11 protein-coding genes and 1 pseudogene are annotated in these 18,928 nt (G+C 35.1%); 11 read left to right on the forward strand and 1 reads right to left on the reverse strand.

The genetic code is table 11. The annotated features are described in order from the left end of the window. Window positions 1–10: 10 nt before the first annotated feature. The 7 genes and pseudogenes from IPM51_04660 (at window position 11) to IPM51_04690 (ending at window position 8,394) form a co-directional block, all read left to right on the forward strand. Window positions 11–1,588: a hypothetical protein gene (locus IPM51_04660; GenBank protein ID MBK9283594.1), complete on the forward strand. Its 1,578-nt coding sequence runs from the start codon at window positions 11–13 to the stop codon at window positions 1,586–1,588. Continuing rightward, a complete protein-coding gene (locus IPM51_04665) occupies window positions 1,585–2,835 on the forward strand; it encodes a hypothetical protein (protein ID MBK9283595.1) in 1,251 nt (416 codons plus the stop codon). Before IPM51_04660 ends, IPM51_04665 begins: the two co-directional genes overlap by 4 nt. After that, on the forward strand, window positions 2,832–4,301 hold the full coding sequence (locus tag IPM51_04670) for a T9SS type A sorting domain-containing protein (protein ID MBK9283596.1): 1,470 nt from the start codon (window positions 2,832–2,834) through the stop codon (window positions 4,299–4,301). The genes IPM51_04665 and IPM51_04670 overlap by 4 nt, the downstream gene beginning before the upstream one ends. Next, window positions 4,298–6,295 (forward strand): PD40 domain-containing protein, encoded by a 1,998-nt coding sequence (locus IPM51_04675; GenBank protein ID MBK9283597.1) that lies wholly within the window; start codon window positions 4,298–4,300, stop codon window positions 6,293–6,295. The genes IPM51_04670 and IPM51_04675 overlap by 4 nt, the downstream gene beginning before the upstream one ends. A gap of 90 nt (window positions 6,296–6,385) precedes the next feature. After that, window positions 6,386–7,262 (forward strand): annotated as a pseudogene (locus IPM51_04680) (nucleoside phosphorylase). Then, a complete protein-coding gene (gene pyrF / locus IPM51_04685; protein ID MBK9283598.1) occupies window positions 7,259–8,083 on the forward strand; it encodes an orotidine-5'-phosphate decarboxylase in 825 nt (274 codons plus the stop codon). Before IPM51_04680 ends, pyrF begins: the two are co-directional and overlap by 4 nt. Continuing rightward, on the forward strand, window positions 8,080–8,394 hold the full coding sequence (locus IPM51_04690; GenBank protein MBK9283599.1) for a DUF3467 domain-containing protein: 315 nt from the start codon (window positions 8,080–8,082) through the stop codon (window positions 8,392–8,394). The genes pyrF and IPM51_04690 overlap by 4 nt, the downstream gene beginning before the upstream one ends. A gap of 1 nt (window position 8,395) precedes the next feature. On the opposite strand, the gene IPM51_04695 is transcribed toward IPM51_04690, so the two are convergent. Next, complete coding sequence (locus IPM51_04695) at window positions 8,396–9,307, reverse strand: DUF58 domain-containing protein (protein MBK9283600.1); 912 nt, start codon at window positions 9,305–9,307, stop codon at window positions 8,396–8,398. Window positions 9,308–9,573: 266 nt separating this feature from the next. Between IPM51_04695 and IPM51_04700 the strand changes: the two genes are divergently transcribed. The 4 genes from IPM51_04700 to IPM51_04715 are packed head-to-tail and all read left to right on the forward strand — an operon-like array spanning window position 9,574 to window position 18,928. After that, window positions 9,574–13,035 carry a gliding motility-associated C-terminal domain-containing protein gene (locus tag IPM51_04700; GenBank protein MBK9283601.1) on the forward strand — a complete coding sequence of 1,154 codons (3,462 nt, stop codon included), beginning with the start codon at window positions 9,574–9,576 and terminating at the stop codon, window positions 13,033–13,035. A gap of 4 nt (window positions 13,036–13,039) precedes the next feature. After that, the gene (locus IPM51_04705) at window positions 13,040–14,080 is read left to right on the forward strand and encodes a PorP/SprF family type IX secretion system membrane protein (protein ID MBK9283602.1); all 1,041 of its coding nucleotides are present in this window, start codon (window positions 13,040–13,042) and stop codon (window positions 14,078–14,080) included. Beyond that, the gene (locus IPM51_04710) at window positions 14,073–17,921 is read left to right on the forward strand and encodes a PKD domain-containing protein (GenBank protein ID MBK9283603.1); all 3,849 of its coding nucleotides are present in this window, start codon (window positions 14,073–14,075) and stop codon (window positions 17,919–17,921) included. The genes IPM51_04705 and IPM51_04710 overlap by 8 nt, the downstream gene beginning before the upstream one ends. A gap of 11 nt (window positions 17,922–17,932) precedes the next feature. Then, a complete protein-coding gene (locus tag IPM51_04715) occupies window positions 17,933–18,928 on the forward strand; it encodes a PorP/SprF family type IX secretion system membrane protein (GenBank protein MBK9283604.1) in 996 nt (331 codons plus the stop codon).

Here is an 18,928-nt window from a genome sequence, read left to right on the forward strand (position 1 = left end):
ATTTGTATTTGTGCGGTTTTTTAAAAAAACTTGGTTAATAATAGCCTTATTGCTGGCATTTTTTGCTTGTCGCAAATCAACTATCGCTACATGGGATGTAGATGTAGTGTTCCCGATTTTAAAAAGTGAGTTGAATATTAAGAATTTTTTTGGTGACACTATTTTTAAAACAGATAATAACGGTTTATTACATCTGGCGGCAACCAGAACCATTACAGCTATTAAATTAGATTCTTTAATTAGTCTGCCTGATACCACGATTGTGACTAATTTCACTATTCCTGCAATTTCTTATACGTTAAACGCAGGGCAGTTTATAGAAAATGTATTTCTTCAACCTTCAGAATTAACTTTTAGTGTAGGTAACGGAGCACAACTCAAAACTGTTGCTATTCGAACCGGAAAGTTAAAAGTAACGTATAGTAACGGTTTAACGGAGCCTTTGCGATTAATTTACACAGTGCCAAACGCCGTAAAAAGTGGGCAATTATTTACAATAGACGATGTGATTCCTCCGGGTAATAATAGTTTAGTAAAAGAATATTCCATGAATGGATTTGTTTTCAATTTGAAAACCGGAAATTTATATAATACGGTGATTCAAACTTATTCCATTCAAAACGCCGGTGCGCAGCCCGTTATAATTCCATTTGGTGCCGGAGTAACTGCAGAAATTAGTTATGCTGATATAGTGCCGGAATATGCCGAAGGATTTTTTGGTCAGAATGATATAGAAATAAAGGCAGACACGACCAAATTGGATATTATTAAATCGTTTACGGCTACCAATTTTATGTTAGCTGATGCTAATCTCGAATTTAGAATATTGAATGAATTTGGATGTGAATTCAGTGGTAACTTATCTGATATAAAATCAATCAATGGAAATTCAATTATTGCACTAAGCACCAATCAGCTTTCCAACTTAAACATCAATAGAGCTACCAGAAGCGGAAGTCAAATTTACCCCAGTGTAAGAACCACTTCACTCTTGGCGAATAACAGCAACATCGTTCCATTTTTATCCAATTTACCCGACAAACTTACTTATAAAGGGAATATTACTGTTAATCCTTTAGGTAATTTAAGCGGATATAACGATTTCGCCTATTACAATACCGGAATTAAAGTTTTAGCTGACATAGATATACCTTTAAAATACAATGCTAATTCTTTTAAACTTGTTTCTACAACAAAAATTGATTTTGGAAATGTAACCCAATTGGATAATGTAAATTATGGGCAGTTTATTATCTCTGCATTAAATGGTTATCCGTTTTCAGCCAAATTGCAAGCATTTATTCTGGATAAAAACGGAATTATATTAGATTCCTTATTTGTGAATGGTTTAAATACCATTGCCGGTGGTTCGGTGAATAATTTAAATGAGGTTATTGCATCAAGTTCTACAAAAATCAATGTACCATTAACTCAGGAAAAAATTCAGCATTTAAAAAGTGCAGAACAGGTTAGAATTGAAACTGTTTTTATTATGCCGCCTAATCCGCCGGAAATTAAAATACTGGAAAATTATTTAATTGATTTAAATTTAGTTGCTGAGTTAAATTACACGGCCAAAAGAAAATGAGAGTACAAAGCGCATATATCATATTCCTTTTCGTGCTTACGTATTCTTCTTTATTTGGGCAATACAATTCTGAATTTATTAAATATGATAAGATGGGCCGAAGTGTTTCGGTTAATCTGGATTACGATTTAGCCAGCAACGGAATGAATAATTCGTTGCTAAATAAACTGGTGTTTGGAGGAAATATTGATGATGATTTAAAAGCTTCCTCATCCAAATATCTAAATGCAAAAAATAATTTTGGTCTTAATCTATCTTATGATGTTAGTGCTTTTATAAAGGCAAATTCCAAATTTGATTTTTTAATCGAGTTTAAAAATCAGGAAATTTTAAATGCTACTTATACCAATGATTTTTACAATTTAATGTTTTACGGAAATCAAATGTATAAAGGTCGTACCGCTAACTTGGCCGGTTCTAATGTAAATGCATTGCGTTTTCAAGAAGTGAAATTTGGAGCAATCATTCATCATTTTGATTCGGTTGCAAAAATTGGTATGTCGGTTTCATTTTTAAAAGGTGAGCAATTATTTTATTTGAAGACCAATAAAAATTCAAGTTTGTTTACATCCGGAGACGGAAGTGAGCTAATTTTTAATTCTGATTTCAGTATGGCCTTAAGTGACACCACGCAAAAAAGGTTGGGCAGCTTTAATGGAGTAGGAGCAAGTGCAGATATTTATTTTGAAACACCCTATAAAAGTAAAATAGGAAAAAAAAGCATATTAATTGTGAATGCAAATAATATCGGTTTTATACATTGGCGTAACAATAGTGTACAATATAACAGCGATTCGGTGCTTCGCTTCAGCGGCTATCACGTAAATAATATTATTGATTTAAAAGATTCTACGTTAAATAGAATAAATACCGATAGCATGGCCTTAAGTTTAACCAATGCGCGTACCGAACCTTTTAATGTAAATATTCCAACGAATTTGGTAATTATAAATAAAATTTATTTTGGCCAACAAAAATTTTGTTTATCAACCGGTTTTCGTCACATTTTCAATGCCAATTATAAACCTTATGTTTTTGTTGAGCCGGAATTCACGAAGGATAATATAACAGCTTCCTTACATACCGGATATGGAGGGTATGGAAGATTAAATGTAGGATTATCTGTAACTGCAAATTTAAAAGGATGGTATTTTAGAGTGGGAAGTAATAGTTTGCAGGGTTATGTGTTACCTGCTTCCACCACAGGGCAAAGTTTATTTTTTAGTATTGCAAAAAAATTAAAATGAAAAATACTTTAGTATATTTTTTTATTCTATTTTCTTTTTGGAGTTTGGCGCAGCCTCCTTCTCACTTTCATACAAAGCTTGGTGGTAATGGTATTGATATTGGATATGGAGTATTACAAACTTTAGAAGGTAATTACATTATTACCGGTAGCACAACTTTTTATGGGGCGGGCAATTCAGATGTGGTCCTAACTAAAATTGATTCCATGGGAGTAACGCTTTGGTCCAAAACTTTGGGAGGGTTTAATAATGATGTAGCAAAAGCAATCATTCAGTTACCAGACTCCGGATTTATTATAACCGGATTTACCAATTCTTATGGTAATGGGGGATATGATGCACTTATTATCCGCACAGATAAATTAGGAAATCAGTTGTGGTTAAAAACCTATGGTGGTTTAGATTGGGACTTTGCATACGATATAATAAAATCCGCCGATGGAAATTTTATTATCTGTGGTAAAACGTCAAGTGAAGGGAAAGGTAAATACGACGCATTTGCCATAAAGTATGATATAAACGGAATGTTAATTTGGAAAAAACTTTTTGGTGGTGTCGAAAATGATGAATTTAAAGGAGCATATACTAAAAATGGTAATGAAATATTCTTGGCCGGATCTACAGAAAGTTATGGTGAAATTAATGGTGATATGATTTTATTTAAGTTGAATACCAATGGTGATTCACTGATGCGAATTATTTATGGCGGACCAGAAAAAGATTTTGCTAATGATATAACCTTAGATAAATTAAATGATATTTATCTGGCAGGAGGTTCTGAAAGCTTTACTAATGGAAAGTTAGATGCGTTGTTAGTTAAATTTTCACCAACCGGTAATTATATTAATAAAACTAATGATGGTACGGCAACAAGAGATGAAGAGTTTTTTAAAATTGTGCCTTCGCAATCTAATTTCGGTGATATTGTAGTGATTTTTGCTAAAGATGAAAATCAAGGTACTGCGGTAGATTTTACAACCTTTGCCTTAGGCGCTGATTTATTTTTTGTTACGGGTGGCAATAATGGAAGTTTTGGGTATTTGGATGATGAAGAACCCTTTGATATGTGTCCAACTCGCGATAAAGGATATGCTCAGGTTGGTTATACAAAAAGTTTAAATGCCCTGGATAAAGACATCCTTTTTGTGAAAAGAGATTCAATGATACGGTATGGAAATCAGGTAGTTGGATTAAAAAAAGAGCGTTCTTTAACTGAGAAAAACTTTAGTATATATCCCAATCCCGTTCAACAAAATGGTGATTTTTCAATAAATTTTTCAGATATTTACCTTCTTAGTATTAAGGTTTCTGTTTTGGATATGATTGGAAATCAAGTAAAAGAAATTAACATAAATACAAAAGATATAAACAATAAAGTCAATATTCAGGAATTACCGCAAGGAGTTTACCTTCTGAAAGTACAAAGCCCGGAGCATTGTTTTTATTACAAAATTTCTAAATTATGAAGTGTACACTACGTTCGGTTTTTTCTCTGTTTTTTTTCTTTTTGGTGGTATCTGCTGTTGCTCAAATTACCAATACTCGCAAATGGCGTAAAACTGAAAAAGATTCTTTGGATAACGCATTAATAGTGTATGATGATAAACGGTATCTTTTGTGCCTTCCTATTTTTGAGCAATTATACAAGCATCATCCGGAAGAAAAATTTCTGAAATATGTGTATGCTAAATGCGCCATGTATCGTCCGGATAAACATGAAGATTCTTATACCTTATTAAGTGATATTTATTCGCACAATCATAAAGTGGAAGATATAAAATATGATATCGCCAAAACTGCCCATCTAACTAATCGTTTTGATATTGCTAATGAATTTGCGGATAAATTTTTGGCTGACAAAAGGACAACCGCTGAAGGAAAAAAAGACGCACTACATCTTAAAAAATACATTGCTAATGCTATTTACTGGACAGCGAAACCAACCAACGCCGTTATTAAAAATGTTGGAAATGTAATCAACACGGAAACGGATGAATACGTTCCGGCCATTACTGCCGATGAAACGGTGATGATTTTTACGCATCGGGGTGATAAATGTAAAGGCGATGTGCAAGATGACAGCGAAAAACCGGAAGATATTTATATGTCGGTGAAACAAGATGATCAATTTACTACACCAATTGGTTTAGATAGTATTAATACGGATGTGCACGATGCGGCTATTTCGTTAAGTCATGATGGTCACATTCTTTTTATTTATCGCGATAATGGAGATGATCACGGAGATATATATCAGAGTTTTTTAATAGGCGATGTTTTCTCTAAACCATACAAGTTACAAGGCGAAGTAAATACCTATTCCTGGGATGGTCACTGTTCATTATCTCCCGATGGACAAACACTTTTTTTTAGTAGTGAAAGATCGGGTGGATTTGGCGGAAAAGATATTTGGAAAGCCACTTTAAAATCGGATTCAACTTGGGGGAATATTCAAAACTTGGGAGATTCAATTAATACAATTTGGGATGATGATGCCCCTTTTATTCATCCTGATGGTGTAACGCTATATTACTCTTCTAAAGGAAAAACGTCAATGGGTGGGTATGACATTTTTCAGGCTACTATGTCACAGGATTCAACTTTCAAAGATGTAGAAAACTTGGGTTTCCCAATTAATTCAACCGATGATGATATTTATTTTGTTTTATCTGCAACAGGTAATAACGGTTATTACAGTAGCGGTAAACACGGTGGTGTTGGTATGAAAGATATTTATTTGATTGAAACCAATTTCAGTTCTAAAAGAAATTTATTATTGGTAAAAGGTCGTACTTTATCTGATACCACGCCTGTTGAAGCCAAAGTTAAAATTGAAGTGATGACACGCGATAATAGAATATTTCGATCATTTAATTCTAACAAAGCTAATGGGCAATATTTAGCAACCTTACCAAAAGGAGCAGAATATAGATTTACCTACACTTATTTAGACCGGGCGCCGGATGTATTTACAATCAGTACAATGGATATTGTAGGTTATTCTGAAAAAATACATGATGCTATTTGGGACAAACCGGATACAGCAAAGCCGGTAATAACACCTACATTAACTCCAAATCCATCTACTTTAGCACCGGTGCCGGAAGATACCTGGGTGGCTAAAACAAAACTGCAAGAAAAAACTATGCGATTTAATAAGGATTATGGAAACATAAGTGCAGAAGGATTGGAGTTTAAAGTGCAGATTGCCGCTTATAAATTCCCCAAAAATTATTCTTATAAACATTTAAAAAAACACGGAAAGGTGGAGAAGTTATTATTGAATGATGGAATTACCCGAATCACCATTGGTGGAGCATTTAATACCATTTCAAAAGCCTGGGAACATAACAAAAAGGTAATAAAAGCCGGCCAACCCGACGCGTTTGTAACAGCCTTATACAAAGGTAAACGTGTGCAATTGGAAGAATTAGTGAAAATGGGAATTTTTGTAAAGTAAAAAAAAGGAATTTACTTATATGATTTAATTCATTGCCTATCATTATAATTTAAATGAATAATTGGTTTATTATTTCTAATTTTACCAATTATGCAAAGCTTTCCTGAGTCGGAATTAATTTTAACTTCAGATAAGAGGGTTTATCACATTAACCTGCGTGCTGAAGAAATTGCAGATGATGTTATTGTTGTTGGAGATCAGGGTAGAGTAAAACAAATAGCTGCTTTTTTTTAGTAGTACCGAATTTTCTACTTCTCACCGTGAGTTTTTTTCAACTACAGGCCTGTATAATGGTAAACGAATTACCGTTTTAAGTACGGGTATCGGTACAGATAATATTGATATTGTTATGAATGAATTGGACGCTGCAGTCAATATCAATCCGGATACCAGAACAGTTAATAAGGTCCTTAGAAAATTAAATGTGATTCGGTTAGGTACTAGTGGAGCGCTGCAAGCATATATTCCTGTAAATGATTTGGTGGTAAGTTCACACGGATTGGGTTTAGATGGATTATTAAGCTTTTATCATAATTGGGAATCTTATTGCGAAAATGAAATAAGTAAAGCATTTATAACGCATACAAATTGGAACGCAAATTTGCCTTTTCCTTATTGTGTTAAGAGTGGTGACACGCTTTTAGGAAAATTTTCAAACGGCAATCATGTCGGAATCACGGCCACTGCACCCGGTTTCTATGGTCCTCAAGGTCGTCAACTCCGATTAAAGGCCGGAAATAATCAATTAAATGAATTATTAACCGCATTTGATTATAACGGTTTGCACATTACCAATTTCGAAATGGAAACTTCAGCACTTTACGGATTAGGTAAAATGTTGGGGCATCAGTGTTTAACCGTATGTGTGATTATTGCCAACCGTGTGCGTAAAGAGTTTACTAAAGATTATAATACGAGTGTGAAAATACTTATTGAGAACTGTTTGAATAAATTAACTGACAAATGAATCGAGAAAAATTAATTGAGCAAATAAAGCTGAAAAAAAGTTTTTTATGCGTTGGCTTGGATCCTGACATTAAAAAGATTCCTCAACACTTATTGAGTCATGATGATGTTATTTATGAGTTTAATGTATCTATTATTGACGCTACGGCCCCGTATTGTGTAGCTTTTAAACCCAATAATGCCTTTTATGAAGCGTATGGATTGAGTGGGATAGAAAGTCTTGAAAAAACAATAAAGTATATTAAAACGAATTATCCGAATCATTTTTTAATTGCAGATGCAAAACGGGGCGATATTGGAAATACCAGCGCAATGTATGCACATGCTTATTTTGAACGATTAAATACCGATGCTATTACCGTAGCACCTTATATGGGAAGTGATTCTGTGAAGCCATTTTTAGAGTTTAAAAATAAGTGGACCATTTTGCTGGGACTTACCAGTAATGAAGGCGCTGAAGATTTTCAGCAACTAAAAATTAACGGTAAAGAATTATACTTACATGTAATTGAAAAATGTGCTTCCTGGGGGTCGAAGGAGAATATGATGTTTGTTGCGGGAGCAACGAAAGCTGAGATGATTTCGGAAATTAGAAAGATAATACCAGATTATTTTTTACTGGTTCCCGGTATTGGAGCTCAAGGTGGAAATTTGGCGGAAGTTTGTAAGCATGGAATGAATTCGGATATTGGGTTATTGGTGAACTCTAGTCGAAATATTATTTATGCTTCCAATGCTGAAGACTTTGCGGAGAAAGCCGCCGAGGCCGCTAAAGAAATAGCTCAACAAATGAAATTATTAATCGAAAAATCAAAATTATGAACGAAAACAATAACCAGAATCAACCACATTTAGATATAGAGTTGAGTGAAGAAATTGCTGAAGGTACATATTCCAATTTGGCTATTATTACCCATTCACAAAGTGAATTTGTAATCGATTTTATCAAAATTATGCCCGGAGTTCCGAAGGCAAGAGTAAAGTCAAGAATTTTATTAACACCGCAACACGCTAAGCGATTAGTTAAGGCCTTAAGTGAAAATCTTCAGAAATTTGAACAAGTTCACGGAAAAATAAAAGAATTTGAGAATGCCTTTCCAATGAACTTTGGAGGACCAACTGCACAAGCTTAATTTATTTTAGCAGCATATTTCTTTTAACCAGATAGGTATATAATACTTTATCAAAACCCTCATTAATGTCCGCCTCAACCAATTCAATTTTAAATTGGCCGCATTTAATTTTTAACTCAGCATTAAATTCATTAATGGATTTTAAATATTGTTCTTTAATTTGATTAGGATTTAATTTTATTTCTTCCCCACTTTCTAAATCAATAAAATGATAAGGTTTATTTTCAAAATTAAACTCTAACTCTTTTTTCTTGTCTACCACATGAAAAAGCACCACTTCATGTTTCTTATACATTAGATGTTGCAAAGCTGAAAATAATTCGTCATTATTTGCTTGCGATTCAAACATATCACTAAAGATTAGAACTAATGAACGTTTATGAATTATTTCTGCAATTTCATTCAATGCAGAGGCGGCAGAAGTGGGTTTGTTTTTAAAATCTTGTTCCAGAATATTTTCAAGTTTATTAAAAATGTGTTTAAAGTGCACCGGATAACTTTTAGCCACTAAATGATCTCTTATTTCACTATCAAATGTCGTTAAACCAACCGCGTCTCTTTGATGTTTAAGCAGTTCGGTTAATGCAGCAGCAGCTTGTACACTAAAATTTAATTTATTATCATTTTTATCCAACGGAAAATGCATACTTCCCGAGGTGTCAATTACTATTTGACATCTTAAATTCGTTTCTTCCTCATAGCGCTTTATGAATAATTTCTCCGTTCTCCCATAAAGTTTCCAATCAATGTGTTTGGTGCTTTCTCCGGTGTTGTACAATCTGTGCTCAGCAAATTCAACAGAAAATCCATGAAAAGGACTTTTGTGTAGTCCAGTAATAAATCCTTCAACCACCCTTTTAGCGATTAGTTCTAATCCTTTAAATTCTTCTATTTTGGATCTATTGATAGGCATTTGTTAAATTTAAGTTATTTGTTTAAACTTTATTGACTAAAAAAATATCAACAAATAGAAGCTTGTTAAATTACGCTGATATCAATGCGATTGTATATACTTTAAAATCAACAATATAAATAATTTTAGGAAAAATAAACTACCCTAAACTAACCTTAATTTAAGCATTTTAGTTATAAACACTAACTCACTAAAAACAAGCCTATTAAATTCAAAAACTTTGCTTTTTTTTTCTTATTTTCGTAGAATTCGAGAAATGTGATAATATGTTAAAACGCTTACGATTTTCAGTTCTATTTGTAGTCTTCTTTTTGGGTGCAGGTGCACAAATAGACACCAGTTTTTGGTTTGTAGCCCCGGATATTTCAGCAACACTTGGCCAAAGCCCCGTGCAGTTGCATATACAAACATATAATCAGGCTGCTACAGTTTATGTTCGCCAACCGGCTAATATTACCGGTGTAAACGCTACACTTACTATTCCCGCGAATACGATTCAGGTTCTCGATGTTACTGCTTCTATCACGGCAGTTGAAAGCGCACCTGTGAACTCCGTTAGTACCAAAGGAATGTATATTAGCTCAAATGCTAATATTTCAGCGTACTATACTATTGGGGCTGGTGCGAATAAAGAAATGTTGAGTTTAAAAGGTTCTGTTGCCAAAGGCGTCGATTTTTATATTCCGGTACCTAATACATTAACAACTGCTTTGAGTCCAACGGATGGTGGAGTAGGTTTTGATATTGTTGCAACCGGTACAGGAGTTACGGTACTATTAATTACTCCAAGAACGAATTGCGTTAGTAGAGCTGCCAATGTCACATTTGCTGTAAGTCTAAATCAGGGAGAAACATTTTCTGTTCGAGATAACAATTCTATTAACCCAAGTGAATTGGATGGTTCTATTGTTTCTTCCGATAAGCCAATTGCGGTTACTGTAAGCGGTATGGTAATAAATACAAACACAACTTGTGTATCTTATTACGCCGATCAAATTACTTCAAGCAATAATCTTGGAAAAAATTACGTGCTCCTTAGAGGTGATGGTAATATTGATATGGGTTATATTTTATCCACAGTTAATGCTACTAGTTTACAGATAACTACAGGAACCACTGTTGTGAATACGCTAATTAATTACGGGGAGACATTTACAGTTGATGTTAATTCAGGAATGAGTTATATAAATTCTGATAAACCAATTTATGTGATTCATACAAGTGCCTATGGTTGTAAGTTTAGTGGTGCTCAGATTGCGCCTGCTTTTTGCGCAGGTTCGTATACCAATAATTTTACTCGTTTAAGTGCTGATTCTTTAAATCTCAATTTAATCACCAGATCAGGTTTTCAAAATACATTCACACTTACTAGTAACGGCGTTAATATTCCAATTTCACCTGCTAGTTTTACGGTTGTACCGGGTTCTTCCGGCGTGTTAGTTGCTGCAAAATTGTATTATCCGGTAGGAACAATTGCAGTGGGGTCACATAACGTGTTAAGAAATAATAGAGATTTATTTGGTTTGAGTATTATCAATGGAAGCACAGGTGGAGGTAGTGCTTATGCCAATACAAGCGAATTTAAATCAAATACATTTGTAGTTGCAAATGCTTTGCCAAGTGCAACAATTTGTTCAAACACAACTTTTACATTAAATGGTTCTATAGGAGGTGGCCCAATAACTGGTATCTGGACACATAATGGCTTGGGTACATTATCTGGTCCTATCACCCAGTATACTAACAACGTTTATACACCTAACCCTTTAGATACAGTTATTAAACCATTAACCTTTAATTTAACTTCAACAGGAATTTGTCCGAACATTTCTAATTCGTTTTCACTTTGGGTTACGCAAGCTCCAATTGTAAATGCAGGTATTGATCAAACAATTTGTTCTAATAATGCAACTGTACAGTTAGGCGGAAATGTAATCGGCCCAACAAATCAAGGTGTTTGGCAAGTAGTAGCACCGGGTAGCGGAACATTTGTTCCTAATATCAATGTAATGAATCCGCTTTATAATTGTTCAAATTCAGATACCACCTTAAATAATTTAAAATTTGTATTAACCAGTACAAATAATGCCGGATGTTTACCTGAAAATGATACCGTGGTAGTTTACATGAATCACGCGCCATTAGTATTTTCAAGTTTAACGAAACCTATTATTAAATGTTCTAATAGTCCAAACGTATTTCTAAATGGCACCATTGCGGGAACCGTTACTTCCACGGGTCAATGGACAACAACAGGCACCGGTTTCTTTAATCCTAATAATCTTTCTTTAATAACTAGTTATGTGCCTACACCGGCTGATATAGCTACTGGTACGGTACAATTAAAATTAACCACTACAAATAATCAACAATGTTTACCAGTAGCCGACAGTGTAGTTGTATTGTTTTCGGCACCACCGGTAGTTAATGTTGGAATTGACTTAAATAGCTGCAAAAATAATCCTGTTTTCACCCTTTCAGCAAATATAACAGGAACAATAACCAATACCGGAGAATGGTATGGTGGATCCGGAACTTATTCGCCTTCTAACACCGATCTTAATCCAACTTATACAGCTTCACCGGCAGAAATTTCAGCAGGATTTGTTGTGTTATCATTTAGTACAACCAATAATGGTTTATGCTTAGGAGTTTCTGATCAACTTCGAATTGATTTCAGGGATGATCCAATTCCGAATTTCAGTGCGAATATTGTTTGCCTAAATGATTTAACCACCTTTACAGATTTATCAATAAATACGGAACCGTTTGCTACAATCAATTCATGGATATGGAAATACGGGGATGGCGCAAGTACGAATTCATTAAATCCGTCATACACTTATACCGCACCGGGCGTTTATACCGTTCAACTGATTGTTGGAAACAGTTATGGCTGTTTAGATTCAATAACCAAACCTGTTACGATTTATGCTTTACCTGACGCAAGTATGAGTATAACACGTAATTGCGCAGGCTCTGAACAAGAAATTACTTTTACTGATTTATCCACTATTTTACCACCTGCAACAATTCCTGATCCAGGCGGATATTATTGGGACTTTGGAGGATTTGGTTTCTCGAATGCGAAGGATACTTCAATTGTATTTCCATCACAAGGAATTTATAATATTACGCATATTGTAACGTCTGGTAATGGATGTAAAACTACAATAACACGCTCATTAAATATTACACCAAAACCTTTAGCGCAGTTTTTTTACGATATAAATTTATTACCGTCATTACAAACAGATGTTACCTTCATTGATTCATCGCGTGCGGCGGTTACCTGGAACTGGGATTTTGGTAACGGATCAACCAGTACATTGCAGAACCCAAACACCTTTTATACTGCAAATGGTGATTATACTGTTACTTTAACTGTTACAGATCAGTTTGGTTGCCCTAGTGTGAAACAAAAAATAATTAGAATAAGCAATATTGTGGAAGATGTTGCCGAGTTAATTCCGAATTTGATAACGCCTAATGGTGACGGTAAAAATGATGATTGGCGACTCGATTTCGTTAATCTATTTTATAAGCAAGCAGAAATAGATATTTATAATCGATGGGGTGAACATATTTTCCATAGCGTGGGTTATGATAATGCCTGGAATGGAAGTTACTTAGGAAACCCTCTTCAGGTGGGTGTTTATTTTTATGTAATTAAATTAAATGACAGTGAAAACAGAATTTATAAAGGAACAATTAATTTATTAAAGTAAGGACATGAAAAAGATTTTAACCATCATATTTTTGTCCTTTTTAATTGGAAGTAATTTAATAGGACAACAACAAACTCTGTTAACCAACTTTGTTTTGCATAGGTATATGTATAATCCGGCTTTTGCAGGAACAAATACAGGTATGGAGTTTAATGCGAATTACCGTAATCAATGGACCGGCTTTACCGGTGCTCCTAAAACGATTGCTGTTAGTGGATACGGAACCTTTAAGAAAAAACCGAACATGGCAGTGGGTGGAATGGTTTATTCAGATAAAACGGGATTGGTTCAAAGAACTAATTTTTATGGTTCTTATTCTTATCATGTTAAGCTAAACAAGAAATATAGTTTAGGATTTGGCTTGGCTTTAGGAGGGGTGCAATATAATGTAAAAGTTTATGACGCAATTCCGTTTGATAAAGATGATGAATTTTTAAAAAATGACATATTAAATGCGAATGCTTTTGATGCCAATTCAGGCTTGTATTTTTACAGTAAGAAATTCTTTTTTGGATTGAGTTCAGCCCAAATGGTAAATGGTAAAATTCATTGGTTCGAAAAAGAAGGAAGATTAAGCCCGCATTTTTATGTTATGACTGGATTTAATCAGATTTTGGATAAAAAGAAAAAAGAATGGATGCTTCAACCAACTTTCTTGGCTCGTTTTAATAATCCTTCTCCTTATATGATGGAATTAGGATTAAGAGGCTTATATAAGGAAATGTATTGGTTAGGATTCTCCGGTCGAGTTTGGAAAAATTTCGATAAAAAATGGAAATCAGCATCTGCTTGTGTTTTAGTAGGCGCAACCATTAGCAAACAATTTACATTGGCTTATAGTTATGATTATGCATTAACTGCACTTAATCAGTATTCATCAGGTTCACATGAAATTATTCTTACCTATACCAAATTAGGTAAAAAACGAAAAACTGCCAGCGAAAAAGTGATGGATGCGGATGAAAGCGAATTTAATAACATTGACAACAGTATGAAATCTAATTTAAAAAATAAAAAGAAAGAGGAGGAACCAAAAAATGATTAAGAAAGTAAAAATTCTCGCCATTATTTTTATCAGTCTTTTGAGTTTTACAAAAACTGTAGCTCAAGTTGATACGCTCTTTTGGTTTGCAGCACCTTGGGTAACTCCTGATCACTCGTTCAGAGATCCGGTAAGATTGTATGTGGCCGGTGACCCCGGTACTACAGTTCGTATTTGGCAACCGGCGGCAATTGCACCAAATCAATATGACACCACTGTAACATTACCAGCTTCTGGTTTCTTTGCTTACACTTTTTGGAGAGATAAATTAGCAACAACTACAAATATTGGTTACGACTCATTGGAATGCCGTCCAACTAATTCGGTTGTACCTTACGGTTTAAAAATATCAGCTAATAATACAATTACCGCAGTTTATGACGTGGTTTCAAGAGGTACCGCTCAAATGACCTTTGGGTCAAATCCTTTGAATCCTGAAACATTTTCTCTTAAGGGACAAAATGGCTTGGGAACAGAGTTCGTTTGCCCGTTTCAAACAACAAGATTTAATCAACCTTTAGGAAATTTAGCTAATACACCTCCTGGTGTAATGCAACCCAAACAGCAAATAAATATTGTTGCTACGGTTGCTAATACTACCGTATGGATAACACCAAGGTGTCCGGTTATCGGTCATCCTGCGAATATCACATATAGCGTTTTTCTTCCTAATCCGGGTGACGCTTTTACCGTCGAAAATGCAGTGCAAACAACAAATGTTGCAGGCAATAATTTATCCGGCTCTATTGTAACATCAAGCCAGCCAATTGCTGTTACAGTGGCAGATGATTCCGTAAGAGGTGTTACTGGATGTTATGATTTAATGGGCGATCAAATTGTGCCAGTAGATATTGTTGGAAGAGAGTATATTTTAATCGGTGGGCGAATGAATGTAGGCGAATTTGAAGGAGCCTATATTGTAGCAACAGAAAATTTCACACAGATTAATATAAATAATGGTACACCACAGGCCCCAGTAATGTTGAATCAGGGCGATACTTATTATTTCGCAGTACCGCAAAATACAGTTTGCTATGTACTTGCCAATAAAAATATTTATGTATTACACATGACAGGGTTTGGTTGTGAGTTAGGTGAAGCATTATTACCTCCAATGGATTGTGGGGGTTCAAACAATATTAAATTTAGTAGAAATAATACGCAAACCTATTTCTTAAATGTACTGTGTTTATCATCCATAGTCAATAACTTTACACTTAATGCAAATCCGGCTTTATTAACCGGTGGTGATTTTACAATTGTTCCCGGTACCGGTGGTTTATACAGCGCTGCACAAAGATCTTATACCCCGTTAGAAATAGCGGTAAGTACTAATACTAATTCTAATTTATTATCAAATAACACTACTACTAATACAGTTTTTTCTTTAGGAGTTTATAACGGTGGTGGTAGTACCGGCTGTATGTATCATTACATGTCCTTATTCTTTCGCAAAACACTAATTAATACTCCTACTATAAATCCAATATGTTTTGGAGCTACTCCTACCATAGCACTTACCGGCTCTATCACCGGCGGTGTAACTAATGGATATTGGACTGTTGTAGCCGGAAATGGTACCTTAAGTCCTAGTTACGGTTCTTCTGTGATTTATACGTTAGCCCCTGGCGATGCAACAATTGATACATTGAGATTTAGACTTATTTCCGACAAAAATTGTAAAGGAGATTCTGTAATGGCAATAACAAAAATAAAAGTGCATCGTTTGCCAATACCTCAAATTACTTCAACCGTTGCTCCAATGTGTAAAAATAATATAACACCGATATCCCTGACCGGTACAGTTAGTTATGGCGTTGGTTCATGGACAGGAGGAGTGGATGGTGTGTTTGGAATTCCAGGAGCCAATACAACTTATACACCGGGGCCTGGAGATTTGGCGGCAGGCACTATTACATTAAACCTTGTTGGTTCGAGTACAGTTGGTTGTACTTCTGCAATGGTATCTATGACCGTTGGATTTATTGACCCTCCATTCGTTAATCCGGGTGCGAATACATTAGTTTGTACAAACTCCTCTTCTTTACAACTCAACGGGAGTATTACAGGTTATACTACCGGAATTTGGAATAGTACAGGAACTGGTTTATTCTTCCCGAATAATTCAACTCCAACAGCAACTTATGCGCTAAGTGTTGGTGATCTTTCATTAACAAGTATTGTTTTTAGTTTAACCTCAATACCACATCCTTCTACGGGATGTGCAGCAGAAACTAAAACAATGGTGGTGAGTATTATTCCAAAACCAAATGTAAATGCAGGAACTGATTTTTCTGTTTGTGCAAGCAGTACATTAATAACTTTAAATGGAAATATTTCAGGCGCTGCAACTACGGGGTCTTGGACAACCGTTAATGGAAGTGGTGCTTTCCCTCCTCCAAATGCTGTTCCACAGGCAACTTATTTAGTTGGACCTAGCGATCCGGCGGCCGGAACTCTTACTATGGTTTTACATTCAGATGCAGGAACCTGTCCTACTAATATGGATACATTATTGATTCATATAGTAAGTGATCCAATTATAACGGTTCCATCGAATACCACCGTTTGTGAAAATGCAAATATAATCTTGTCCGGAACAATTGTTGCGGCCATCAGCAGTGGTTATTGGACAGCAAGTCCGGGTGGCGGAGTATTTACACCTACAAACTCTTTATTCAATTGTCAGTACACTCCATCGCCAAGTGATATTAGCGCGGGAACGATAATTATGACACTGCATTCCGACGATGTTTTCTGTGGAAATACTTCCAAATCATTTACGGTAACGGTTATTTCTTCGCCGGATGCAAACTTTGCATATCCTACCTTGGGGCGATGTGTTGATGCAGGGATAACATTTACCAACACATCATTAGCCAATGGATCTTCAACGCTTAATCCAACTTGGAACTTTGGAGATGGAACAGGTGTTTCCATTGCAAATACTCCAATTCATACATTTACCAATTCCGGCTCTTATTTAATTACGTTAACGGTAACAGGAAATAATAACTGCTTTGATACCATTACTAAAAGAGTTTCTATTGCTCCGTTACCAATTTCTGATTTTACGGTTAACAATGCATGTGCAGGAACTGAAGCTGTATTCCAAGATTTGTCTCAAAGCTTACCGGGCGGCGGATTTATCAATTCATGGACCTGGCAATTTGGGGATACACCACCAACTCCTTCTGTAACTGGTATTCCAACTACAACAGTTCCTCATATTTATTTAAATCCCGGATTGTATTTTGCTGCGTTAACGGTTTCAACTAACATTGGATGTTTGCATACATCCAATCAAACTTTAAATATTGCTCCTCAACCTCAGGCTGAGTTTGCCATGACAAATAATCCGGCAGTTGCTCAGGAGCCAATATATTTCTCGGATTTCTCAACGCCTTCTGCCAATATCAATTCATGGTTCTGGCAATTCGGAGATGAAACTACAGGTACGGGAAATGCGCCTTCACATAGTTATCCTAATGCGGGTACATTCACCATATTATTAACTGTAACTGATAATAACGGTTGTACGGATACCGTTAGTCATGCTATTGAAATTACTTTATTGCCACAGGTTCCAACGGCCTTTACTCCGAACGGAGATAATAACAATGATTTATTATTTGTAAAAGGAGGTCCGTTTAATAAAATACTCTTCAGAGTGTATAATAACTGGGGTGAATTATTATTCGAGACAACAGATCAAAATGTTGGATGGGATGGTAAGAAAAATGGAAAAGAACAGCCACTTGGTGTTTACGTTTGGACATTAGATGTTGAGATGTATAATAATAGGCAAGTGAAAAAGAATGGTGACGTAACGTTAATGAGGTAACAAAATTGAATATGAATAAAATAAAAAAACTAATTGTATTATTTCTTATTGGAGTACAGTCTTTAATAAAGGCACAGGATTTCCATTTAAGTTTATATGATGCCGCCCCATTGTTTTTAAATCCGGCAATGGCCGGATTGGTAGATGGAAAAATGCGAGCTCATGCGCAATACCGTAATCAATGGAATGCTATTGCCTTTAAACCTTTTACTACGGCATTAATTAGTTTTGATATGCCTTATAAAAAATGGGGTTTTGGTGGACAAATTTCAAATATGCGTGCGGGTTTTGGAAATTACAACGTTTTACAATTTCTAACTTCTGCTGCTTATGCAGTTCCTATTGATAAAAATCGATATCATAATTTATCTTTAGGATTGCAAGCCGGTTTTACTCAAAAGAGAATTGAATACCAGATTTTCACTTTTGATAATCAGTGGAGTACAGTTTCGGGTGGCTCGTTCGATAAAGGATTAAATAATAATGAAAACTTTTCAGGACAAACGGCTTTTCAAGCTGCAGTGAATGCCGGCTTTCTTTATTATTATGCGAAACAGCAATCCAGAATAAATCCGTTTTTAGGTTTTAGCGCATTTAACTTAACACAACCTAAGGAGTCATTTACCGGCTATAATAATAAATTGCCAATTAGAATGTATACACATGCCGGTGTCAGAATCAACATCAGTGAGTTGTTTTATGCAATCCCTAAGGTTTTAATCTATCAGCAAAAGAATATTTTGCAACAGACCTACGCATTAGATGCCGGTTATTATTTTAAGGGCGAAAAATTTTATGCCTTGGCAGGGTACATTTTTAGAGCAAGCGATGCCAATATATTTAATGTTGGCTTTAGAAAAGATAATTATATCGTAAAACTTGGTTATGATTTTAATACATCCAGTTTACGTAATACTTCCAAAAGCAGAGGTGCTTATGAGATTTCATTCACCTGGCTTGGACGAAAAGCAAAAAATCAAGATATTAAGAATTGCCCTAGACTTTGA

Source organism: Sphingobacteriaceae bacterium (genome assembly GCA_016715905.1).
Classification (GTDB): Bacteria; Bacteroidota; Bacteroidia; order B-17B0; family Aurantibacillaceae; genus Aurantibacillus.